The organism is Williamsia sp. M5A3_1d (assembly GCF_053345315.1).
In genome coordinates this window covers 52,077-74,746 of record NZ_JBKEZX010000005.1, presented here as the reverse complement: position 1 = coordinate 74,746, position 22,670 = coordinate 52,077, and the positions used below count along the sequence as shown (strand labels likewise).

At 68.0% G+C, this 22,670-nt stretch carries 23 protein-coding genes and 1 pseudogene; 10 read left to right on the top strand and 14 right to left on the bottom strand.

Annotated elements, in window-relative coordinates:
* Window positions 1-34 precede the first annotated feature (34 nt).
* Together pyk and ACLBW1_RS20675 are read left to right on the top strand one after the other, a co-directional pair.
* Window positions 35-1,453, top strand: a complete 1,419-nt coding sequence (pyk, locus tag ACLBW1_RS20680) for a pyruvate kinase (RefSeq protein ID WP_447813698.1) — start codon at window positions 35-37, stop codon at window positions 1,451-1,453.
* A gap of 112 nt (window positions 1,454-1,565) precedes the next feature.
* Entirely contained in the window at window positions 1,566-2,432 is an 867-nt protein-coding gene (locus ACLBW1_RS20675) for an acyl-CoA thioesterase (protein ID WP_447813734.1), read from the top strand.
* Here the strand turns inward: ACLBW1_RS20675 and ACLBW1_RS20670 are convergent.
* Both ACLBW1_RS20670 and ACLBW1_RS20665 read right to left on the bottom strand, forming a co-directional pair.
* Complete coding sequence (locus tag ACLBW1_RS20670) at window positions 2,407-3,111, bottom strand: hypothetical protein (RefSeq protein WP_447813697.1); 705 nt, start codon at window positions 3,109-3,111, stop codon at window positions 2,407-2,409. The genes ACLBW1_RS20675 and ACLBW1_RS20670 overlap by 26 nt on opposite strands.
* A 7-nt stretch (window positions 3,112-3,118) precedes the next feature.
* A complete protein-coding gene (locus ACLBW1_RS20665) occupies window positions 3,119-4,030 on the bottom strand; it encodes a manganese catalase family protein (protein WP_447813696.1) in 912 nt (303 codons plus the stop codon).
* A 224-nt stretch (window positions 4,031-4,254) separates the two neighbouring features.
* Between ACLBW1_RS20665 and ACLBW1_RS20660 the strand changes: the two genes are divergently transcribed.
* Together ACLBW1_RS20660 and ACLBW1_RS20655 are read left to right on the top strand one after the other, a co-directional pair.
* On the top strand, window positions 4,255-5,076 hold the full coding sequence (locus ACLBW1_RS20660; RefSeq protein ID WP_447813695.1) for a DUF892 family protein: 822 nt from the start codon (window positions 4,255-4,257) through the stop codon (window positions 5,074-5,076).
* A 27-nt stretch (window positions 5,077-5,103) separates the two neighbouring features.
* On the top strand, window positions 5,104-5,952 hold the full coding sequence (locus tag ACLBW1_RS20655) for an SDR family oxidoreductase (RefSeq protein ID WP_447813694.1): 849 nt from the start codon (window positions 5,104-5,106) through the stop codon (window positions 5,950-5,952).
* Window positions 5,953-5,985: 33 nt separating this feature from the next.
* Here the strand turns inward: ACLBW1_RS20655 and ACLBW1_RS20650 are convergent, their stop codons facing one another.
* Together ACLBW1_RS20650 and ACLBW1_RS20645 are read right to left on the bottom strand one after the other, a co-directional pair.
* Window positions 5,986-6,420 (bottom strand): SRPBCC family protein, encoded by a 435-nt coding sequence (locus ACLBW1_RS20650; RefSeq protein WP_447813693.1) that lies wholly within the window; start codon window positions 6,418-6,420, stop codon window positions 5,986-5,988.
* Between the two features lie 52 nt (window positions 6,421-6,472).
* Window positions 6,473-8,059 carry a phytoene desaturase family protein gene (locus ACLBW1_RS20645; RefSeq protein WP_447813692.1) on the bottom strand — a complete coding sequence of 529 codons (1,587 nt, stop codon included), beginning with the start codon at window positions 8,057-8,059 and terminating at the stop codon, window positions 6,473-6,475.
* Between ACLBW1_RS20645 and ACLBW1_RS20640 the strand changes: the two are divergent.
* Both ACLBW1_RS20640 and ACLBW1_RS20635 read left to right on the top strand, forming a co-directional pair.
* Window positions 8,058-8,678 (top strand): annotated as a pseudogene (locus ACLBW1_RS20640) (SDR family NAD(P)-dependent oxidoreductase); the annotation flags it as partial. The gene ACLBW1_RS20645 and the pseudogene ACLBW1_RS20640 sit on opposite strands and share 2 nt — an antisense overlap.
* 176 nt (window positions 8,679-8,854) lie before the next feature.
* Entirely contained in the window at window positions 8,855-9,079 is a 225-nt protein-coding gene (locus ACLBW1_RS20635) for a hypothetical protein (RefSeq protein WP_447813691.1), read from the top strand.
* 4 nt (window positions 9,080-9,083) lie between these two features.
* Here the strand turns inward: ACLBW1_RS20635 and ACLBW1_RS20630 are convergent, their stop codons facing one another.
* The gene (locus tag ACLBW1_RS20630; RefSeq protein WP_447813690.1) at window positions 9,084-10,265 is read right to left on the bottom strand and encodes an alcohol dehydrogenase catalytic domain-containing protein; all 1,182 of its coding nucleotides are present in this window, start codon (window positions 10,263-10,265) and stop codon (window positions 9,084-9,086) included.
* A gap of 363 nt (window positions 10,266-10,628) precedes the next feature.
* Between ACLBW1_RS20630 and ACLBW1_RS20625 the strand changes: the two genes are divergently transcribed.
* Entirely contained in the window at window positions 10,629-11,498 is an 870-nt protein-coding gene (locus ACLBW1_RS20625) for a SigB/SigF/SigG family RNA polymerase sigma factor (RefSeq protein ID WP_447813689.1), read from the top strand.
* A 2-nt stretch (window positions 11,499-11,500) separates the two neighbouring features.
* On the opposite strand, the gene ACLBW1_RS20620 is transcribed toward ACLBW1_RS20625, so the two are convergent.
* Entirely contained in the window at window positions 11,501-13,003 is a 1,503-nt protein-coding gene (locus ACLBW1_RS20620) for an FAD-dependent oxidoreductase (RefSeq protein WP_447813688.1), read from the bottom strand.
* Between the two features lie 190 nt (window positions 13,004-13,193).
* On the opposite strand from ACLBW1_RS20620, the gene ACLBW1_RS20615 reads away from it, so the two are divergent.
* Both ACLBW1_RS20615 and ACLBW1_RS20610 read left to right on the top strand, forming a co-directional pair.
* Complete coding sequence (locus tag ACLBW1_RS20615) at window positions 13,194-13,646, top strand: anti-sigma factor (RefSeq protein WP_447813687.1); 453 nt, start codon at window positions 13,194-13,196, stop codon at window positions 13,644-13,646.
* 88 nt (window positions 13,647-13,734) lie between these two features.
* Entirely contained in the window at window positions 13,735-14,778 is a 1,044-nt protein-coding gene (locus ACLBW1_RS20610; RefSeq protein WP_447813686.1) for an iron-containing redox enzyme family protein, read from the top strand.
* 19 nt (window positions 14,779-14,797) lie between these two features.
* Here ACLBW1_RS20610 and ACLBW1_RS20605 read toward each other — a convergent pair whose 3' ends face one another.
* The 8 genes from ACLBW1_RS20605 to ACLBW1_RS20570 all read right to left on the bottom strand — a co-directional run bounded on the left by ACLBW1_RS20605 (window position 14,798) and on the right by ACLBW1_RS20570 (window position 21,764).
* On the bottom strand, window positions 14,798-14,992 hold the full coding sequence (locus ACLBW1_RS20605; protein WP_447813685.1) for a CDGSH iron-sulfur domain-containing protein: 195 nt from the start codon (window positions 14,990-14,992) through the stop codon (window positions 14,798-14,800).
* On the bottom strand, window positions 14,989-15,669 hold the full coding sequence (locus ACLBW1_RS20600) for a HemK2/MTQ2 family protein methyltransferase (protein WP_447813684.1): 681 nt from the start codon (window positions 15,667-15,669) through the stop codon (window positions 14,989-14,991). Before ACLBW1_RS20600 ends, ACLBW1_RS20605 begins: the two co-directional genes overlap by 4 nt.
* A 149-nt stretch (window positions 15,670-15,818) precedes the next feature.
* The gene (locus ACLBW1_RS20595; RefSeq protein ID WP_447813683.1) at window positions 15,819-16,583 is read right to left on the bottom strand and encodes a TauD/TfdA dioxygenase family protein; all 765 of its coding nucleotides are present in this window, start codon (window positions 16,581-16,583) and stop codon (window positions 15,819-15,821) included.
* Complete coding sequence (locus tag ACLBW1_RS20590) at window positions 16,580-17,638, bottom strand: D-alanine--D-alanine ligase family protein (protein WP_447813682.1); 1,059 nt, start codon at window positions 17,636-17,638, stop codon at window positions 16,580-16,582. Before ACLBW1_RS20590 ends, ACLBW1_RS20595 begins: the two co-directional genes overlap by 4 nt.
* Window positions 17,631-18,953, bottom strand: coding sequence for an ATP-grasp enzyme (locus ACLBW1_RS20585; RefSeq protein ID WP_447813681.1), 1,323 nt, complete (start codon window positions 18,951-18,953; stop codon window positions 17,631-17,633). The genes ACLBW1_RS20590 and ACLBW1_RS20585 overlap by 8 nt, the downstream gene beginning before the upstream one ends.
* A complete protein-coding gene (locus ACLBW1_RS20580; protein WP_447813680.1) occupies window positions 18,950-19,825 on the bottom strand; it encodes an O-methyltransferase in 876 nt (291 codons plus the stop codon). The genes ACLBW1_RS20585 and ACLBW1_RS20580 overlap by 4 nt, the downstream gene beginning before the upstream one ends.
* Window positions 19,818-21,029 (bottom strand): sedoheptulose 7-phosphate cyclase, encoded by a 1,212-nt coding sequence (locus tag ACLBW1_RS20575; protein ID WP_447813679.1) that lies wholly within the window; start codon window positions 21,027-21,029, stop codon window positions 19,818-19,820. The genes ACLBW1_RS20580 and ACLBW1_RS20575 overlap by 8 nt, the downstream gene beginning before the upstream one ends.
* Window positions 21,030-21,092: 63 nt before the next feature.
* Entirely contained in the window at window positions 21,093-21,764 is a 672-nt protein-coding gene (locus tag ACLBW1_RS20570) for an HAD family hydrolase (protein WP_447813678.1), read from the bottom strand.
* Window positions 21,765-22,053: 289 nt separating this feature from the next.
* Between ACLBW1_RS20570 and ACLBW1_RS20565 the strand changes: the two genes are divergently transcribed.
* Window positions 22,054-22,623 carry a TetR/AcrR family transcriptional regulator gene (locus tag ACLBW1_RS20565; RefSeq protein WP_447813677.1) on the top strand — a complete coding sequence of 190 codons (570 nt, stop codon included), beginning with the start codon at window positions 22,054-22,056 and terminating at the stop codon, window positions 22,621-22,623.
* Window positions 22,624-22,670 lie beyond the last annotated feature (47 nt).

Below are 22,670 nucleotides of genomic sequence, written 5' to 3'. Positions count from 1 at the left end.
GAGTTGACCGGACGGGGAGACTAGGCTCGGCCGGGTGAATCGCCGTACCAAGATCGTCTGCACACTGGGCCCTGCGACCGATTCGGCGGAGCGCGTTCGAGAACTCGTCGAGAGCGGCATGGATGTCGCGCGCCTCAATTTCAGTCACGGCACCCACGCCGACCACCAGGCCATGTACGAGCGGGTCCGGGAGGCCTCCGACATCACCGGGCGTGCCGTCGGCATCCTCGCCGACCTCCAAGGACCGAAGATCCGGCTCGGACGCTTCGCCCAGGGCCGCACCGAGTGGGCGACCGGCGAGCAGGTCCGCATCACCGTCGACGAGATCGAGGGCACGCATGACCGCGTGTCGACGACGTACAAGGAACTCGCGGTCGACGCCCAGCCCGGTGACCGGCTCCTCGTCGACGACGGCAAGGTCGGGCTCACCGTCGTCGACGTCGACGGCAACGATGTGGTCTGCCGTGTGACCGAGGGTGGCCCGGTCAGCAACAACAAGGGCGTCTCGCTGCCCGGCATGAACGTGTCGGTGCCCGCCATGTCCGACAAGGACACCGCCGATCTCGAGTTCGCGCTGTCGCTCGGTGTCGACCTCATCGCACTGTCGTTCGTGCGTTCGCCGTCCGACATCGAGCTCGTGCACGAGGTGATGGACCGGGTCGGTCGACGCGTCCCCGTCATCGCCAAACTCGAGAAGCCGGAGGCCATCGACAACCTCGAGGCCGTCGTGCTCGCATTCGACGCGGTCATGGTCGCCCGCGGCGACCTCGGTGTCGAGTTGCCGCTCGAAGAGGTGCCGCTGGTGCAGAAGCGGGCCATCCAGATGGCACGCGAGAATGCGAAGCCGGTCATCGTCGCCACCCAGATGCTCGAGTCGATGATCGAGAACTCGCGGCCCACGCGGGCCGAGGCGTCCGACGTCGCCAACGCCGTGCTCGACGGAGCCGACGCGGTGATGCTGTCGGGCGAGACGTCGGTCGGCAAGTACGTGATGGAGACCGTCCGCACGATGGCCCGGATCGTCAACGCCGTGGAGAACAGCACGCGCGCCGTACCGCCGCTGAGCCACGTCCCGCGCACCAAGCGCGGCATCATCTCCTACGCGGCCCGCGACATCGGCGAACGCCTCGACGCGAAGGCTCTCGTCGCGTTCACGCAGTCCGGGGACACCGTCCGCCGACTCGCCCGGCTGCACACGCGGCTGCCACTGCTGGCGTTCACGCCGCTCCCGGAGGTGCGCAGCCAGTTGGCGATGAGCTGGGGGACCGAGACGTTCCTGGTCGACCCCGTCGAGAGCACCGACGCGATGATCCGCCAGGTGGATTCCTCCCTGTTGAAGATCGGCCGCCTCAACGTCGGCGATCAGGTGGTGATCGTCGCCGGTGCACCTCCCGGTACGGTCGGATCCACCAACCTGATCCACGTGCACCGCATCGGTGAAGAGGATCACTGAGGGTGCGAACCGTAGCGTTCTGACCTGAACGCCATCCCGGGGGAACACGGTCCGGCCCGAGCCGGCACCGCGCGGGATGCATCGACGAGGGGGCCGGGCAGTGGAAGTGACCATGCAGAGTGATCTCGACAAGCTTCTCGGACTGTTCGACCTGACCGACGCCGGCGACGACGTGTTTGTGGGGCAGCACCCCGAGCAGAAGACCGCCCGCACCTTCGGTGGCCAACTGCTGGCCCAGGGTGTCATCGCCGCCGGTCGCACCATCGTCAAGGGCTCGCCACCCGTCCACGCACTACACGCGCACTTCATCCGCGGCGGCGACGTCGAGCAACCCATCCGATATCACGTGCACCGCTCCCGCGATGCCCGGAGTTTCGCCAACCGGCAGGTCACCGCGATGCAGGGTGACGCCGAGGTGTTCACGATGCTCGTCGCGTTCCAGGACAGCTCGGCCGGCCTCGAGCACGCCGTGTCGACCCCCGAGGTGCCCTACCCCGACGAGCTGCCGCCGCTCGGCGAGCACTTCAAGGGCTATGAGGACCGCATCGCCGCATTCGTCGACGCCTTGCACCCGATCGACATCAGGTTCGCCAACGACCCGACGTGGAAGGCTCGCGAGACCGGCGAACGGTTGGAACAGAACCGCGTGTGGATGCGCGCCGACGGCACCCTGCCCGACAACCCACTGCTGCACGTGGCGACCATGGCGTACGCCTCCGACACCACCGTGCTCGACTCGATCATCACCACCCACGGCCTGTCCTGGGGCATCGACCGACTCTTCGCCGCCACCGTCAACCACTCCATGTGGTTCCACCGCGACTTCCGGTTCGACGAGTGGATGCTCTACGCCACCGAGTCACCGGTCGCCGCCGGCTCCCGCGGACTCGCCTCGGGTCGGTTCTTCACCATCGACGGGACCCTGGCGACGACGGTCGTGCAGGAGGCACTGATCAAGCACTTCCCCGCTCGGGACTGATCGCGGTGTCCGGTCGTCCCGACCGGCTGTTGTCGTAGCCGGCGCGTCGCACGGTCGCCAGCCAGTCCGGGAACATCGACACCTCCCGTGGTGCGTTCCTGACCGGGTCGAAATCCACGCGACCGGGTTCTCGCTTCGAGGTCAGCTGCACCGATCCGAACGACGTGAACCGACCGAGTGGTCCGCGGGCGTGGGACAGGTCCAGCCGCAGACCGTCGCCCGCGTCGACGGCGGCGCGCACCGTCGCCGGCGACATGTCGGTGAGACGTCTGTCGCCGACGAGTTCGGCGCGCAGCCACCACAGGTGGGACCCGACCCGGAACGGGGTGAGGCTCGAGAAGGTCGCCGACGTCCACGCGATCGCCGGCAGCGGTATCGCCAGTCGTACCGCCTGTCGGCTCGACGTGGCGAGCAACAGATCCCAGGTCTCGTGCGGTCCCGGCCCCGGCGCGGTGACCGAGAGACGCAGGGCGACACCTCCGACGTCGGGCAGACCGCGTGGCGTGCCGACCCCCTTGGAGATCCGCACCGTGGCGTCGGAATCCGACAGCGTGAGACGGTCCATCGCAGGCCGGGAGAACCGGGCCGAGCCCGCGCACACCACCCCTACGGGATGGAATGCGCGGGCTCGACGCGCGGCAGCCGCCCACCGGAAGGGTGCACCGACCACCTCGATCATCGTCGCCTCAGTTCGCGTCCGGGTCGATGACGTCCTTCAGCTTGCCGATGACAACCTTCTCGGTGCCGAAGGCAGGAGTGCGCGGCTCACCCATCGCCCCGTCGTAGGTGGCGTAGAGCTTCGGGTCCGGCGGCGGTCCGGCCTGGGCGGCACCCAGCGGCACCGGGTCGGCGAGGAAGCCGTTCTGGTGGCGACCGTCAGCCGCGACACCGTGCGCCCATCGCCCCTTGTCCGCATCCGCGCCGTCGGACAGGTGCCACAGACTGGTCGCGTGCTCGGCGTGTTCGGTGTCCATCAGGTCGTTCGGGACGATCGTGTCCTCGAGCCCGTCGGCCTTCAACTCCTCGATCGCGGCGAGCCACAGGTTCTGGTGGTAGGTGTCGCGGGCGAGGTTGAACTTCAACATGTCCTTGACGCCGGGGTCGTCGGTCATGTGGTAGAGCCGGGCGGTCTGCAACCGCCCGTGCGACTCGATCGACACGTTGGAACGGAAGTCCGCCAACAGGTTTCCGCTCGCGACGATGTAACCGCCGTTCCATGGGACACCGTTGCTGTTGGCGAGCATCGCGCCGCCGCCGGCCACGATGGCCTGCTGCGGATCCATGCCGCCCATGACTGCCGCGACCACGGGGTCACCCGCGGCGTTCTCCGTCGCATCGGTGGCGGGAGCGCCCTCGAGCAGACGCGCGATCATCGTGGCGATCATCTCCACGTGACCGATCTCCTCGGTGGCGACGTCCATGAGGAGATCCTTGTACTTGCCTTTCATGCGGCAGTTCCAGCCCTGCATGAGGTACTGCATCGTCACGGTCATCTCCCCGAAGGTGCCGCCGATGAGTTCCTGCAGTTTGTGTGCGTAGACCGGGTCCGGCTTCTCCGGGGCGACGTCGAATTGCAGATGGTCGGTGTGTCTGAACATGAAGACCTCTCCTGACCGGGGAGTTCGAACCCCGATCGCGCTGCTGGCAGCCAGCATTCGGCTGACTCGCGGTGTGGTGGCGTCGGCGACGGTCTCTGCCGGTCGTTCACGGACGGGATGCCCCAGGTGCACGGGGGCCCAAACCCCGACCGGATTGGTTTGAGCTCCCCGTGAGACGGGAACCCGGCCTAAACGATCTGACCCCTCACGAAAGGAAGACCTTCATGACGGTCTCGACGTCGACGATCTCCGGCCAGCTCCGCGCGATCCTCGCTCTCACCCACACCGAGATCCAGGTGGCCCAGACCCGGATCGCGCAGGCCCGTACCGACGCGGTGCGGCGAGAACTCACCCAGAACGCCGAGAATGCCCGTGGGCGCGCCGAATCGATCCAGCAGGTTCTGCGTGACCAGGGTGCGTCCCGAACGGCGTTGCGGCCCCTGCTCGGTCGCCTGGGTGCGCTGGGAAAGGCCCTCGCCGAGCAGGTGGCGCCCCTCGACGAGGCCCTCCTCGGCGACCTGGCGCTCGAGCACCAGTTGCTCGACCGGTCCCGATACCTCGTCGCGTTGGCGACGTCCGCAGGCGACGAGACCGTCGTCGAGCTCGGCAAGCGGCTGATCACCGCACATCAGGCCACCGTCGAATGGCTCACGACCGTTCTGGCCGAGGAGGCACTCGGAGGCCCGGTCGCATTGCGTCGCGGTCCGGGACAGTGGGGCGCGGGGCTAGCGGTGCGGGTCGCATCGGCTCCCGCGTCGGTTGCCGTCGGTGGCATGGACCGGGTCGTGGAGATCCTCCGCGGCGCGTCGGAGGCGGTGTCGGCGGTCCGTGGTCGCGGCGGGCCGATCGGTGATCGTCTGCCGATCGATGGTTACGACGATCTGACCGTCGCGCGAGTGGTGGCTGCGATCAAGGAGCTCGACGAGCCGACCTCGATCCGCGCCGTGGTCGCCTACGAGGAGGCCCACAAGAACCGGCACGGCGTCGTCTCCGCCGCACAGACGCGACTGGCCGCCATCGCCGCGGAGATCGTGGGAATCCGTTGAGCACGAGCCGAGGCGCAGGAGCACGAGATGAGTGAGCACACGGCGGAGACGATCTCCTACCCGGGCGAGACCGCGGAGATGTCGGAACGCCCCCGCGACGAGATGCGCGAATACCGCGGTCGCGACCTCCTGCGGGGACGGCGTGCGCTGATCACCGGTGGTGACTCGGGTATCGGCCGCGCGGTCGCGGTGGCGTTCGCGAAGGAGGGCGCCGATGTCGCCATCGCGTACCTGGAAGAGTCCGACGATGCGGCACACACCTGCGATCTGATCGAGGAGGCGGGGACTCGCGGCGTGCTCTACCCTGGCGATCTCGCCGACCCCGCGCACTGTGCTCAGGTCGTCGCGTCGACGGTCGAGGACCTCGGCGGGTTGGACATCCTGGTCAACAACGTGGCGTTCCAGAACCCGGTCGAGGACTTCATGGAACTGACGCCCGAGCAGTGGCGACGGACTTTCGATGTGAACGTCGACAGCTTCTTCCACACCACCCGGGCGGCCGTTCCCCACATGGGCCGGGGAGGGGTCATCATCAACACCGGTTCGATCAACGGTCTGCGCGGTAACAAGACCCTCATCGACTACTCGGCGGCGAAGGGTGCCGTCACCGCGCTGACATACTCACTCGCACAGTCGTTGTTGCCCAGGGGGATCCGCGTCAACTGTGTGGCGCCGGGTCCGGTGTGGACCCCCTTGATCCCGGCGACCATGCCCGCCGAGCAGGTGGGGGAGTTCGGCGCACAGGTCCCGTTCGGGCGGGCCGCGCAGCCCGACGAGATCGCGCCGTCGTTCGTGTTCTTCGCCTCCGAGCTGTTCTCGTCGTACTACAGCGGTGAGGTGCTCGCCCCGATCGGGGGCGAGACCCTGCCGGGGTAGGCGTTCCGCCCACCCCGGGGCGAGGAAGGCGGGTCAGGCGCCCGCGTTCTCCGCCAGGTAGGTCAACCGGCGCAGGCACTCGCCGAGCCGTGGCGCCATCGCGATCCGCTGTACCTCGTCCGGCACCCACCGAAGGGGAATGGTCTCGGCCGTCTCGTCCATCGTGACCACCGAGCCGTTCTCGTCCTTGGCCACCGTCATCACGATGCGGGCCTGCCCGAAGGGCCATCCGTGTGCGGACAGCACGAGTTGGCCGGCACTCGACGACAGCGAACGGGTCTCGTCGTCGAGGAGGGCAGGCCATGTGCCGAACGAATGGTGGATGCGCGAACCCTCCTGAGGCCACTCGGGATCGACCCCGCGGATGCGGGAGGCGCCGACCACCCACGACGAGTACAACCAACCGTTGGACAGCACCGACCACACCTGGGCGGGGGTGGCGGTCGTCAGTGTCGACACTGCGGGCATCTGGGGTCCTCCTGATCGTGGTTCGGTGAGAAATCGTTGTGGTCGGGACGGATCAGCGCATCAGCTTTCGACCGAGTGACGAGATGATCGTGCGGCGGGGCAGACCGCGGATGCCGTCGGCGGCGAGGGCGGCGCGCGCGGCGTTGTTGCCGCACGCGCCGTGTACCCCGCCTCCGGGGTGTGCGGATGCACCTGCGAGGTAGAGCCGTCTGATCGGGGTCTCGGCGCGGCCGAGGCCCGGGGTCGGCCGGAAGATCAACTGCTGGTGCAGCTGTGCGGTACCGCCGTTGACGGCGCCGGCGCGCAGGTTCGGGTCCTCGCCGGCGATCGTGCCCGGGGTCTGCACATGTCGCCCCTCGAGGAGGTCGGTGAAGCCCGGGGCGTGTGCCTCGACCACCTCGTCGACGCGGTCGGCAAGCGTCTGTGCGGCGGCCTCGTCGGTGACGCCGCGGGGCAGATGCGTGTAGGCCCAGGCGCTCTCGGTGCCGTTCGGGGAACGGGTGTGGTCGGCGGTGGTCATCTGGCCGAACAGGAGGAACGGTGTCCGCGGGACCGTCCCGGTCGTGAGGTCGGCCATCCACCGCACCATCTGATGGTGGTCGGCACCGAGATGGACGGTCCCCGCCTGCGAGAGCGCACGCCCCGTCCATGGGATCGGCTCGCGTACCGCATAGTTGACCTTCACCACCGGCATGTCCCACTCGAAGCGTGTGAGATCGTCCAGGACGCGGGCGGGTAGCTCACCGTGTCCGACCATTCGTGTCAGCAACGTCGGCGCGTCGACGTCGGCGAGCACGGCCCGTCGTGCCGGCCACGAACGGCCGTCGCGGGTGCGGACGCCGACCGCGCGACCGCCGCGGATGTCGACGTGATCGACGGCCGTACCGGTGTGGATCTCGACCCCGGCGGCACGTGCGCGTGCGGCGAGCGCCTCCGAGAGCGCCCCCGCGCCGCCCACCGGAACCGGGAACCCGGTGTCCTGACCCAGCATCGTCAGCAGGTAAGCCATCAGACCGCTGCCAGGTGCGTCGAGCGGGATGTCCGCATGCATGGCGTTGCCCAGGAACAGGATCCGTGCGTGGGGATCGTGGAAGAGTTCGGCGACCATCCGGGACGCGGGCAGGACGAGGAAGCGCGCCAGCCGCAACAGTTCCGCGGAGTCGAGTGCCCGCAACAGGGCCGCCGGACCGCGCACGGGTGGGAACGGCCGGAACAGGGTGTCGATCAGCGCGGGTCCGATCGTGTGCCACCGCTCGGTCAACTCCACCCAGGTCCGTCCGTCGCGGGCGTCGTGCGCGGCCAGCCTGGCCGCTGTGGCACCCGGATCGCGGCACACCACCGCAGGTTCGGTGTCATCCGGCGCCAAGGGGTGGCCGAACGCGATCGGTGCCCGGCTCCACCGCAGCCCGTGGTTCTCGAGGTCGAGACCCCGCAGCGCGGGGGAGACCGATGCCAGCGGATAGAAGGCGCTGAAGAGGTCGGACACGAAGCCGGGCGTGAGTTCGGCACTGCGCACCGCCCCGCCCACCGACTCGTTCTGCTCGAGCAACACCACGTCCCACCCCGCGTCGGCGAGGCGGGTCGCGGCGACCAGCCCGTTGTGACCGGCGCCGATCACGACGGCGTCCGCGGCGCTCATGAGACCGACCGGGCAGAGGTGTTCATCACGTGACCGGATACCCGCCGCCGATGGGGTCAAACATCGACGTGATGTCCGTCGGTCGCGGCCGGGGGAGGATTGCGACAGCGGCCGCGGGGGTATTCGTCACGACATGTATGTGTTGCGATCGATGATGGAGCGCGAGCGGCTGCGCGAGACGGTGGACGCATGGGCCGATCGGGGGCCTGCCGTCATCACGGGGGCCGCCTCGGGGATCGGCCGGGCGCTGGCCGAGGAGTTGGCCGGACACGGGGTCGAGGTCGTGGTCAGCGACATCGATGAGGCGGGTGTGGCGGAGACGGCGCGACGCTGCCAGGCGCGTGGCGGCCGCGCGCACCACCATCGGCTCGACGTCGCCGACCGCGAGGCGGTGTTCGCCCACGCCGAGTCCGTCATCGCACTGCTCGGCGTACCGCAGCTCGTGGTGAACTGTGCCGGACTGACCATGATCGCGTTGATCGAGAACGAACCCGATGCCGACAGTCGTCGGGTGTTCGAGGTGAACTTCGCCGGCGTCGTCAACGGCACCGACGCGTTCCTGCCCGCGATGATCCGCGCGGGCTCCGGGCACCTCGTCAACGTGTCCAGCGCCTTCGGTCTGGGTGCAGCACCGCTCAGAGTTCCTATAGTGCATCGAAGTTCGCAGTACGGGGCTACACCGAGTCGATCCAGATCGACCTGCTGCGCGACCGGTCGCCGGTCGGCGTCCACTGTGTGTGTCCCGGTGCGGTCCGCACCGGAATCGCCCGCACCGCCCGCTACACCGACTCGCGGGTGCGCCGCCGCGTCACCGCCGTCTTCGACCATCTGATCCCGGCGACCCGGCCCGAGAAGGCTGCCGAGGCGATCCTGGCGGGTGTGGTCAAGGGCCGTCGACGCATCGTCGTCGGTCTCGACGGCCGGATGCTCGATGTGCTCACACGGGTGACCGGCGGGGCATACCAACGCCCCGCCGGTCGACTGCTGCGACCGGTCGCCGCGATCATCGACAACCGATGACGCCTCAGGGCTTCAGCAGTATCTTCACCGCCCCGTCCTGCTTCTTCTGGAAGATCTCGTAGGCGTGGGGAGCCTCGGACAGCGGGAACTCGTGGGTGGCGAACGTGTCGACGCCGAGGGGGTCGTCGTCGCCGAGCAGCGGCATGATGTCGTCGACCCAGCGCTTGACGTTGGCCTGCCCCATCCGCATTGTGATCTGCTTGTCGAACATGGTCATCAGCGGCAGCGGATCGGCGGCGCCGCCGTACACACCGATCAATGAGATGGTGCCGCCACGTCGCACGATGTCGATCGCGGAGTTCACCGCCGCCAGTCGGTCGACGCCCGCCTGTTTCATCAACGGTTCGGCCACCGCATCGGGCAGATGTGCCGCGAGCCGCTGCATCACCCCCGCACCCGGTGATCCATGGGCCTCCATCCCGACGGCGTCGATGACCGAGTCGGGTCCACGGCCGCCGGTCATCTCGCGGATCAGGTCACCGGGTTCGCCGGACTCCGACGTCAGATCGATCACCTCGATCCCACGGCCCGCTGCCCGCGCAAGACGCTCGGGCACCAGGTCCACCGCGATGACGCGATACCCCTTGTGGGCGGCGATACGCGCCGCCATGTCGCCGATCGGCCCCAGCCCGAGCACGACAACGGTTCCCCCATCGGGGATGTCGGCGTAGACGACCGACTGCCATGCGGTCGGCAGCACATCCGACAGGTAGGTGAAACGCGAATCCGGCGGGCCCTGTGGAACGGTGATGTGGGTGAAGTCGACGTGCGGCACCCGGAGATACTCGGCCTGCGCGCCGGGGACCGATCCGTACAACTGCGAGAAGCCGAACAGTGCCGCACCCATTCCCTGCTCGCGTACCTGCGTCGTCTCGCACTGGGTGGGCAACCCGTGTCCGCACATGAAGCAGTGGCCGCAGGCGATCTGGAACGGGATCACCACGCGGTCACCGACATTCACCGTCGACACGGCCGAGCCGACGGCGACCACCTCGCCCATCGGCTCATGACCGAGGATGTCGCCCGGGTTCATGAAGGCCCCCAGCACCTCGTACAGATGGAGATCCGACCCGCAGATGTTGGTCGTCGTCATGCGGACGATCGCGTCGGTCGGATCGATGATGGTGGGGTCGGGGACCTCGTCGACCGACAACTCCCGCCGTCCCTGCCAGGTGACTGCTCTCATGTCTGCGCCTCTTCCTCGTGTTGTGGTGGTTCGGCTGAGGTGCCGCACCATCGCGGCGTCGTGTGAGCCGCCGAAGTCGTTGCCGGCTCTCACCGGTGACGTTGGCGTACCCACGTGGGGCGTCGGTCAAACGCGCGGACACGGCAGAAGTCATGCCGAGAACGGCTGCGCCACTTCGGTGGGGTAGCCATCTCGGGTTCGGCGTGACACGATCATCACTACGTGCGGAATGGTTGAGGCTTGAGCCCCTTCGTACAGCTCAGGGCCCTCGGGCGGCGTTCGTCTTTCATGACCCCCTCCCGTCCTGCTTCGTAGACCTCGACGCGGATATGCCCACCTCCCCTCTGTGTGACGAGGTGATCCATGCATCCCGACAATCACTTTCCCCCGACGACCCACCCCCAGCAGGTCTCTTCCCCGCCCGACACCGGAGGCCGTCGCAGTGCTCGGCGTCCGCGTCGTGACGACGAGTACGCCGACGTTGCGCAGCGCATCGCCGCATTGGCCGAGCTCGACGTCTCTTCTCGCGAGTTCAGCAGCGGCAGAGACGATCTGATCTCCCGATGCCTACCGCTGGCCGACAACATCGCCCGACGTTTCGGGGGGCGGGGTGAGGCGTTCGATGACCTGGTCCAGGTCGCCCGCCTCGGTCTGGTCAACGCGGTCGACCGGTTCGATCCGGAACGCGGCTCCGATTTCCTCTCGTTCGCCGTGCCCACGGTGATGGGAGAGGTGCGGCGACACTTCCGTGATGCCACGTGGTCACTGCGGGTTCCGCGCCGCACGAAAGAGACCTATCTGCAGATCGCGAAGGTCTCCGACGCGATGTTGCAGCGATTGGGGCGCTCACCTCGACCGAGCGAGATCGCCGGCGAGATGGGCCTCGACCTCGATGCGGTGGTCGACGGACTCGTCGCGCGATCGGCCTATCACGCGGCTTCCATCGACGCCGAGATCACCAGCGATGCGTCCACCATGCGGGTGCAGGACACCCTCGGCGACCTCGATGCACGGATGGGCACCGTCGAGCACGTCGCCACGCTGCGGCCGGCGCTGGCACGGCTGACCGATCGCGAGCGCCAGATCGTGGGACTGCGGTTCTTCGGTTCGATGTCGCAATCGCAGATCGCAGATCGCGTCGGCATCTCGCAGATGCATGTGTCGCGCATCCTCTCGAAAACCCTTGCCGCGATGCGGACACATCTCGACGAGGCGGCCCTCGACGGCGTCTGACGTCACATCGGGGTGAGCGGCGAGGTGGCCGGCCCCTCCAGCACCTGCCCGTCGGCGGTGAAGCGGGAACCGTGCAGCGGGCAGTCCCAGGACTTCTCCGCGTCGTTCCACTCCACGATCCCGTAGAGATGGGGACACACGGGCGACACCGTGTGGGTCACACCTTCCACGGTGCACGCCGCGACCGGTCGACCACCGCGGTGACCGGTCGAGGCCTCGCCTTCTCGGGGAGTGCCGGGGTCGGCGGAGGTGACCACTTTCGCCCACCCGCGGGCCATGTGCAGACCCACCGACGCGTTGGCCGACGCAGCGGAGCCCAGTGACAGGGCCTGCGACGGACGTGAACTGCGAAAGGTTCGGGCCCAGGGGATGTCGCCGCCCAACAGATGCGCCGACATGGCGAGACCTGCCGCAGCCGCGTTCGACATCCCCCATTTCGCGTATCCGGTGGCGACGAGGATCCGATCGATGCCGGGCAGGATGGGTCCCACGTAGGGCAACTGGTCGATCGAGCTGTAATCCTGTGCCGACCACCGTGCGTGGAGTCGCGCCGACGGGAAGTTCAGGCGTGTCCACGTCAGGAGGTCGTCGACGTGGGAGCGCTCGGATCCGCCGCGCGCGACCTCGTGGCCGAACCCTCCCACGAGGAGGTAGGTGGTGCCGTCGGCTCGCCGCGCGTACCGCAGCGACACCGACGGGGAGTCGGCGGCGAGATACATCGACCGGGGCATCGGTTCGTCGATCTCGAACGCACCCGCGTAGGACCGTTGCGCGGTCAGGCGTGCGAAATGGGCGCCCCGATCGAGGACGGGAGCACCGGTCGCCACCACCACCGAACCGGCGGTGACGTGGCCGCGGTCGGTCGCGACGGTGAGATCCCCGCTGCGTGGCACGGCGGGACGCACCAGACTCGCGCCGGTCACCCGAACCCCCTCGACGAGGGTGCCGCCACGGCTGCGGAGGTCCTCGGCGAGCGCGTCGAGCAGTGGCATCGGATCGAGTAGCGCCTGATCGGGCAGTTCCACGGCCGCCTGCACCTCGAACGGGAGTTCGGTGTCATCACGCATGCTCACGTCGAGACCGGCGTCACGCGCGACCCGGTACTCCGAGCGGACCGACTCCGCTCCCCGGGCCTGCGCTGCGTAGGTGATGGCCGACTCGCGGTCGACGGCGACGCTGCGCTCGGCGCAGTAGCGCAGCAGCCACTCCATCCCCTCGCGGTTGGCCGTCACGTAGTCGTTCACCGCACCCATCCCGTGGTGCGACGCGATCGACGACAGTCGTGTGCCCTGCAGCAGACTGACCTTCCCGGTGGTGTTACCGGTGGTCACAGCGCCACGGTGGCGCGCCTCGAGGACGGCGACCGACGCCCCCGACCGCGCCAGGAGCACAGCGGTGATCAGCCCGGTGATGCCGGCTCCGACCACCACATGGTCGAACCGCGCACCATGGGGCAGGTCCGGGGTCGGATCCGGTGACCTGTCCTGCATCCACAACGACGTCATCGCGTTCCTCTCACGGTTCGGGCGGCTGCCTGTGAGGGGGGCTACCCGCGGTGCGTGTCGACGAAACGCCTCGTGTCCGCCGCGCATCGCTCCCCGATGCGGTGATCCGGACGTTTGAGGTCGCTCGTCATGGGGCATCTCTGGCCGATCACCGCGTACGACGTGTCGTCGTCGCGAAGGAGGTGGGGTGGTGGCTTGCACGAGAGATGTCGACCACGCCTCGCCGCAGCAGGGCGTCCCCGCACAGTTGATCGTGGGGGCGTCGTCGGACAACCTGCCTGTCATCCGGTCGTTGGTGGAGAACGTCCTGCTCACCGCAGACCTCCCGATGAGCGATGTCTCCGATGTGACCCTCGGTGTCGACGAGATCAGCACCCAGATCATCCTCCGCTCGCGCGCGACCGATCCGGTGGGTTGCTCCCTGCAGGTCGGCCCGGACGTGGTCGTGGTCGAGGTCTACGGGGTGTTGCGGTCGGGTTCGACCCTGTCGACGGACGGTTTCGGGTGGCATGTGGTCCGGACGGTGTCGGACTCGGTCACCATCGATCTGAGTGACGGCGCGCCCGACTGCGAGGTGCGGGTGACACTGATCAAGGCGCGGTCGATCGCCGAGGCCGACCCTGTCGCAGGCCATGAGGTTTGAGATGGTCGGGGACGGGCTATCCCGGTGATCAGGTGTCGTCGCGCGACGACGACGGCCGTGCACGCACATCGACGAATGGGGAGAATTCGTGAGCTTGGTGATCGATGAATCGGTCCGATCGATCGGACCGGCCGTACCCGTGGGGCGCGGCCGCCTGTCCACGGCCGTGAGCGAGCTTCTCGCCGACGGCCATGAGGTCGGCGGCCCTGTCACGGACTCCCCTCTGGCCGGGCTGGACGCCGTCATCGACGAGGCCGATCCCCTCGGCATCGATCTGCACCTGGCGCTGTACAGCTGTTACGAGCTGCACTACCGGGGGTTTGCCGGAGTCGACCCCGAATGGGAGTGGGATCCGAGTCTGTTGGGCTTCCGACGCCGTCTCGAGAACCGCTTCCGCACTGCGCTCGACGCCGGCATCGAGCCCATCGGCCAGGATGACGACGTCGACCGGGAGATGTCGGCGATGTCGGTGGAGCCCATCGACGGCACCGGCCCCTCGTATCTCCTGCGCGACGAGGGCACCTGGGACCAGATGCGTCAGTACCTCGCGCTGCGGTCGCTGTACCACCTCAAGGAGGCGGATCCGCACGCGTGGGCGATCCCGCGGCTGACCGGTCGGAGCAAGGCGGCGTTCGTCGCCGTCGAGTTCGACGAGTACGGCGGTGGACGGGGCGACCGGATGCATCAGCAGCTGTTCGCCGACCTGATGGTCGCCGCCGACCTCGACGCCACGTATCTGGGCTACCTCGACCGGGCGCCGGCGCCTGCGTTGGTGACGGTCAACCTGATGTCGATGTTCGGCCTGCACCGTGCGCTGCGCGGTGCGGCCGTCGGCCACCTCGCGGCCACCGAGATCACATCGTCGCCCGGGTCACGACGCCTCGCCGAGGCTCTCGTCCGACTCGAGGCACCGACCGAGTGCGCAGCGTTCTACCTCGAGCACGTCGAGGCCGACGCCGTCCATGAACAGGTCATGCGGACCGATGTGGTCGGTGACCTCATCACTCGTGAACCCGAACTGCACGATGATGTCCTGTTCGGGATGCGGGCGTTCGATTTCGTTGAGAACCGACTCGCCGACCACATGATGTCGTGCTGGCAGCGCGGCGAGGCGGCGATCGACCTGTCCTGATTGCGTGAGCGCGCCGCGTTCAGTCGGTCATGCGTGCGCGGCGGCGATGACTGGTGTCGCACAACGGGAACGTCTTGCTGCGCTTGCACGCGCAGATCGCCACCAGGAAGCGATCGGACTCCACCACCGCCCCGTCGGGCATCTCGATACGAACCGGCCCCTGCACCATCACCGGGCCGCCCGGCACCATGCGCACCGTCCGCCGTTCACTCATCGACGCCCCCGGATCACGGCCAGCATCTCCGATCGTGCGCCCACCGGGAGCAGACCGCTGCGACTCAACCACTCCGCTCGTTCGGTCAACACCGGCCCGAGCGGGATGTGGCCGGACGCGACTGTCTCGGCAGTCAATCCACCGTCTTCCAACATCGCGATGGTCGTCTCGACTCCCGAGGTCTCCGAATGCACGATCACACACATACCGTGCGGCGTCAGCAGGTCGGGAACCGCCCCGCAGAGCGGATCGAGAACCGAACGACCGTCGGAACCGGCATCCCATGCGCTGGCCGTCATGTCGCCGCCGATCTCCGTGTCGTCCGGTGTCGGGACGTACGGCGGGTTGCTGAGCACGACATCGAAGGGGCCCGCCGCGAGTGCGTCGGCGATCGAACCCTGCCGCGCATCGACCACCACGCCCGCGCTCGCAGCGTTCTGCGTCGTGCTGCGGACGGCCTCGGGATTGATGTCGAACGACACCACCTCCCGCGCACCCAGTCGCGCCGCCGCGATACCGATGACACCACTTCCACAACACAGGTCGAGGACTCGGGCGCCCGCGATCGCGGCGATCTCGACGCGCATCGCCTCGATGAGCAGGAAGGAATCCTCCTGCGGTGCGTACACCGAGTCGCCCAGCGCGAACCGATGGGGCAGGAGGTCATTCGGCGCCACATGAGGGGCGACGGGGGGATGGAGAGAGGAGGAAGGGGATGTGAGGAGCACTGTCACCTCTGACGTCGACGTCCACGGTGCCGTTGCGCCGACACCCGTGTGTCCGGGATACCCGCCGATGCCCGGGTCAAACCTCAGCGCGACATCGGCTATCCGGCCACCATCCCGCGGTGCATGACGCGATCGCCCACCACGCCGGAATGATCGGCCTTGTGCATCACACACCGGTTGTCCCACATCACGACATCGTTCGGCGACCACCGGTGGGCGAGGACGTTGTCCTCTCGGGTGCTGTGTTCGAGGAGCGACGCCACGGTGTCGGCGGCCTCCTCCTCGCTGAGCCCGCTGACCTCGGCGCATCGCTGCGGTGTCGAGAGGTACAGCGCGGTCCGGCCTGAGATCGGATGCGTCGCACACAGGGGGTGCACCGCCGAGGTCTCGGCGTCGTCGTCGAGTTCGAGGCCGGTCACCACATGGGTCACCATCCGCTCGGACAGGTCCTCGCGCACCATCTCCGGTAGCGACTCGAACGCCCGGTACTGGTTGCTGAAGAGGGTCTGACCGCCTTCTGCGGGCACGTCGACGGCCCGTAAAGCCGTGTAGGCCGGCGGGTTGCGGACGTAGCTGGTGTCGACGTGGAACTGCGAACGCGGTGGCGTGGAGCGTCCCACGTTGCTGATCACGTTCAGTTCCGGCCGCCCGGGTACCGGGGTCTCCCCGACGGTGAACACCGTCTCGCCGAAGCTTCGGAGAAAGGCGAGGAAGGCGTCGTCGTCGATGTCCTGATCGGGCAGGACGATCACCCCGTGTTCGGCGAGCAGCGCCCGCAACTCGGCGACGTCGGTGGGGTCGAGTGCCCCCACGCGGATGTCGGTCACCTGTGCGCCCAGCGGCGTCAACGTGGTGTGCTTCAACGTTTCTCCTCTTCGGCGCGTAGTTCTGCGAGTGCGATGGCGAACACCTCGTCGAGTTCGATCCCCCCGGCCTTGGCCATCACCGCGATCACGCTTCCCGGGGCGAAGGAGCAGTACGGTCCGGCCTCGAGGAAGTAGGGCTTCCCGTCGGGGTCGATCCGGAAGTCGAACAGGCTGTGGTGCCGGCAGCCGAGCGCGCGGTGGCACCGGCGCGCGGCCTCGTGCACCACGGCGACGATGGGATCGTCGTCGTCCACGATCCAGGCGTGCTCGGCGTCCTTCGCGACGAGGTACAGGTCACCGTCGTCGGACCGCGCGAGCTTGTCGGCGCGGTCGCGGATCGGTTTGGTCTCGGGATCGACGGAGTACTCCTCGAGCGGGAGGCAGACGAGTTCACCGTCGCGCACGATGATTCCGCACCGCACCTCGCGGCCCAGCTCGACATAGGTCTCCACCAGTGCGGAATCGCCCAGTGCCAGCGCGACATCGAGCGCCGCGGGCAGTTCTGCGACATCCCGCACCAGCGTCACGCCGTCGGAGTTGTCCGCGTCGACCGGCTTCACGACCACGGGCACCGGCAGGGTCGGCGTCTCGCCGCGCCGGACCACCTCGCCGTCGGGCACCCTGACTCCCGCGGCCGCGACGATCGCTCGGGTCGTCGCCTTGTCGGCGGCGATGGCCATCACCTCGCCCGAGTTCCCGAGCCGCCCGATTCCCAGCACGTCGAACACCGAACGGTACGAGGTCATCCCGGGACGGCAGAACATCTGCGGGACGACGACGTCGACCCCCCACGACTCGATCATCGCCAGCGCCCGACCCGCGGACATCGCCTCGGCACCGTCGATCGCGGCGGCGGTCAGGTCGTCTGGGAACGACCACGCACCGCCGGGTGCCACGTGGGCGATCCGATTGTCGTATCGCGTGTCCGCCCGCAGCGCCGACAGACACCCCGACGCGTAGAGGCGGGACAGGTCGGCGAAGGCGTCGTCGACCGGGGAACCCACGAGGTGCAGCACCAGGGTGCGACGCGATGTGGTCAAGAGGTCAGTCACCGCCGTTCTCCACCAGCTTGCCGATGTTGAAATCGATTCGACTCCACCCTCGTCGGGCCCGCAGGTTCTTCACCAACAGGGACGGGATCTGCAGGTGGTGCACCATCAGGAACGGCAGCGGGTCGTCGCGGTCGAAGATGGCGTCGGTGCTGCGGAGGATGCTCACGAGCCGCGCGCGTCGTCCACGTTCGGTGAGCAGACGCCACAGTTCGTGGTAGATCCAGTGTGTCGGGCGCGACGACGCGGTGGGGACCACGGTCGGATGGTCGTCGGTGAGATACGCGGCCGACACGTCGGGGTGGTCGTAGAACATCGTGATCGCCGAATGGGTTCGGGGGTTGCACTCGATGGCGTAGACGGTGCCGTCGGAGGCCTCGATGAAGTCGAAGGAGGCCTGTCCGGTGAGGTCGAGCGGTGCGAGGAAGGTCTCGACCCATCGGCGGATGTCGGGCTTGTCGACCATCTCGTAGTTGATCTGGAAGGCCGACGACTCACAGCAGGCGTACACCTGCAACCGACCGTCACGCACGGTGCCGTGGGTGCAGTACTCGGTGCCGGCGATGAATTCCTGGAGGATCCACGGGTCGTCGGCCGAGATCCCCAGGCGGGCGGCGAATGCGGCGTTCTCTCTCGGTGTCTCGCCACGTAACCGGGTGAGGTCCATCCGGCCCACGGGGTTGTAGGCGATCCTCTTGAGGATGTACTCGCGGCCCGGACGGAAGTCGAAGTCGTCGATCTGCGCGGGGTCGGTGATGCGCGCGAAGTGCGGGACCGCCAACCCCAACGCTGCTGCGTGGGCGGAGAACTCGTCTTTGTCGTCGAGCATGTGCACCGTCTTCTCGTCGCCGTGGACGACCTCGCAGTGTGCGTCGAGGATGCTGCGGGCGGCGGCCTCGTGGATGCTCGACGCAGGACTCGAGACGGGCACCACCACGTCGACGCCCTCGCGGACCACGATGTCGCGCAACGCTTCCGCGTAGCCGGATGCGGTCGGCTCGGGTGTGCAGTGGAAGGCGTCGACGGCTCGTGAGAACCGGTGTCCGGTCCAGCGGTACTTCGTCGACTCGACCAGCACCACCCGGTGGCCGGCGGCGTGGAAGGCGCGAGCGAGTGCCAGGGCCTTGGTCATCTTGCCCCCGGTCACCAGAATCGTCTTGCGGTGTACGGGCCGCGCCGGTTCGCCTGTCCGGCCCGAACGTACGCGACCCATCACCCAGGCGCCTCCCACTACGGCTGCGTCCACCGGGAGGGTCACCGTCAACGCCGCCAGCACCGCGAGGGTGCGCGCGGCGTCGGCCTCACGCAGTGATGTCACCGCGCGCGGTCCGGCACCCGACGGATCAGGGTGAGCCCGTCGCGCAGGGGCAGCACCACCTGCTCGACACGGTTGTCGTAGGTGAGTGCGGCATTGAACGTCGCGACCGCCGAGCCGTTCACCGACGGGGTGGCGCCGGTCGCGTAGGGCTCGCCCTGGAGCAGGGTGTTGTCGACGGCGATCAGTGCCCGGGGAGCGAGCAGCGACCCCTCCAGCAGGGTGTCGAGGTAGTCGAGATACCCCGGCTTGTCGGCATCGATGAACACGAAATCGAACGGCGCGATCTCGCCGGCACGGCATCGGTCGTCGAGACGCCGCAGCGTGTCACCCGCCGGCCCCACCTCGATCGCGATCCGGTCACCCACCGGCGAACGGTCGAAACAGTCACGTGCGAAGGCCGCCACCTCGGCGTCGATCTCGCACGCCACCACCTCGCTGCCCTCGCCGAGCTCCTCGGCCATCGCGAGCGCAGAGTAGCCGGTGAACATCCCGATCTCGAGCACGCGCCGCGCGGAGCATGCGAACACCAGGAACTTCAGTGCCTGGCCCTCCACGTGTCCCGACAGCATCTCCTGCTCGAGTCGCACCTCGGGTATCGAGGACGGGTTCGCATCCCAGTCGCGGTGCGCTGTGCGCCGGGCCAGGTCGGCCAGCGCCTCGGACTCCGCGGTGGTGCACAGATCCAGGTAGGGGTCGAGCCCGGCGGCGAGTGCCTCGGCACGCGTCGCCGAGGCGATGATCGACCGATCGAGTCCGTCGATCGCCTCCAGCTGCTCGCGCATGTCGCGCACCACCTCGGCGAGGATCGTCGACGGCGTGACCGGCCGCGGCACGGCCGGTGTCGACACCTCCGCGGGGTGGGTATCAGTCATGCGCACCGGTGAACATGTCGACACCGTCGCCGGCCCGATCGAACTCCTCCACCAGCTTCTTGTGCATCTGCAGCGCGTCGGCCAACTCGTCGGTCGTCACGTCGTTGAGGAAACGGCAGCTACCGATGGGGTCGGGGATGGCGGCGCGCAGCAGGCCGTCGCGGGTCTTGAGGATCGAACCGGTCGCCTCGGCGAGGAGCTCGGCGGTGAGGAATTCGCTGTCGAGGGCGAGACCGAGCCGGCTCATGACACCGAGCACGCGATCGCGTTCGGCCACCGTGAGGTGTCCGCGCTGCTCGGCCAGGGTCGTCGACAACGCCATGTCGATGTTGATCGCGTGGCCGTGGAAGAACGGCGCCGGGGGGGTGAGCTCGAGGGTCGGGCTCCACGTGTGCCCGAACGCGATCACGCGATCGAGATCGATCTCGTGGAGGTTGGGTGCCTCGAGATCGAGCATGGTGGCGATCGCGGCGTAGGTGAGCCGGTCGCCCACCGCGCGCAGCTCGGCGGATCCGTCGAGGTGGCCGAAGCGGGTGCGCAGGAGATCGGGACCGTGCTCGTCGAGCATGTCGAAGATCTCGGAGTTGCCGACCACCGAGATCTTGATCAGCTCGGCCATGCCGTTGCGGACCTGGTCCTCGGGAAGTGTTGCGAGGAACGAGAAGTCGAGCAGCACCTTCTGCGACGCGTGGTAGGCGCCGAGACGGTTCTTGTGCTTGCCGTAGTTGACCGCGACCTTGATCGACACGCTCGCGTCGATGAGGCCGATGAGTGTGGTGGGGATACGGATGTAGGGGGTGTTGCGGCGGTAGCTCGCGCAGGCGTATCCGGCGACGTCGGTGGTGAGGCCGCCGCCGACGACGAGGACGGGCTCGGTACGGACCAGGCCGAACGCGTCGAACTCGCCGACGATGGTCTCGAAGGTCTCCAGCGACTTGGCGGTCTCGCGGATCTGCACCGGCACCACGTGCAGGTCGAGGCCGTGATGGTCGAAGTAGGTGCGGATCGAGTCCTCGTACAGCGACAGGACGGTCTCGTCGATGACCATCAACGCACGTCCGTACGGGCGGTAGCTGTCGGCCAGTTCGGTGTTGTCGACGGCGAACACGCCGTCGACGTAGATCAGGTCGTATTCGATCTTCTCGTAGCCCTCGACGTGGAAGGCGCGATCGGTCGAGGTGACCTGTGCTTGCAGATTGCTCACTGTGGTGCTCCAGGATGTGTGCCGCGCGAGAGTTCGGCGGCGGAGTTGACGGGGGGTGGGGGATCAGGCGGTGCCGGCGGCGAGCTCGCGCACGCGAGCGGAGTCGAGGACCTCGACGACCTCGACGGCGGAGCCGAAGTCGCCGTCGGCGGTGTTCTCGTTGGGGAAAGCGATGCAGCGCACGTCGGCGGCGCCGGCGGAGGCGACGCCGCCCTCGTTGTCCTCGATCGCGACGGCGTGGCCCGCCTGCTCACCGAGTTCGGCGAGTGCGAAGCGGTACGCCGCGGCGTCGGGCTTGGGGGTCTCGACACTGTCGGAGTCGACGATGATGTCGAAGGTGTCGGCGCTGATGGCAGGGGAGAGGGCGTTGAGCAGTGCGGTGATGTTCTCCCGCGACGTGGTCGTGACGAACCCGAGCTTCACGCCGTCGGACTTCGCGGACTCCACGGTCTCGACCACGCCCTGACGCGGTCGGAGACCGGCGTCGGCGATCAGCGACTGGAAGATGCGCGACTTGGTCGCGTGTACAGCGGCGGCATCGACGTCGTCGCCGCGTGTCGAGGCGTACTGGGCGATGCGATCGGCCCCGCCGTTCGATCCGAGCATGCCGACATAGTCGTCGCGGGTCCAGGTCCAGTCGAGATCGTGCTCGGCGAAGGCCTGGTTGAAGGCCTGGCGTTGCAGCTCAGAGGTGTCGGCGAGTGTGCTGATGGAGCCGAACAGGATTGCGGGCATGGGGGCCTTTCACGGGGTGTGGGTGAGGAGTCGGCGGCGGAACGAACCCGAAAAGCAGGTCTCGACGGCCGGCACGTGAAACGATGATGGAGGGTGTGGGCGGCACACCAGACCAAAGGTGTTGGCGCCGTTGGTTTTCCACGCCAGACCCGTTACTTCTGACCTAACAGTACAGTATCGGTCTCCCGGTTCAATAGGTTTGCATCGGAAAAACGTGCGACGGTGGAGTGGTGACACTCCCCGCGGGTGAGACAGTGGAGGAGCCCCATCGACCCGTAGAGCTGAGGACATGACCGACACATCTGAGGACGCGCGTGTGGCGCGCACCCGGGGTGACGTGTCTCGCGCCGCTCTGGAAGTCCTGACACAAGAGGGATGGGACGCCGTCTCGCACGCCCACATCGCGCGGGTCGCGGGGTACTCGAAGACGACGCTGTACACCCACTGGCCGTCGAAGATCGACCTGGTGGGCCTCGCACTCGACGCGCTGGGGGACATGCCGCACTCGGTGCCCACCGGCGACATCCGTACCGACCTGATCAACGAACTCCGGGAGTTCCGCGCGGCCGTGGTCGACATCAAGCTCGACCGGATCCTCATCGTCCTCGCGCAGTGGGGGACCTCGGTGGAGGAGATCGCCGAGATCCGCACGCGATTGATCGCCGACGGCGAGGGCGTGGCGCGCGCCATGTTCGCGCGCATCGCCGACGATGTGATCGCCGAGGCGGCGATCCATCTGCTCTCGGGTGTGGTGGTCTGTCCTGCGTTGATGCACGGCCAGGTACCCGACGACAAGGTGATCGAAACCTCGGTCGACATCATCCTGGGCGGGATCGAGTCGATCCAGCGTCTGGACTGACCGGACCACCCCGGCCGGACCGACTGCGCACTGGTCGTCCTGCCGTC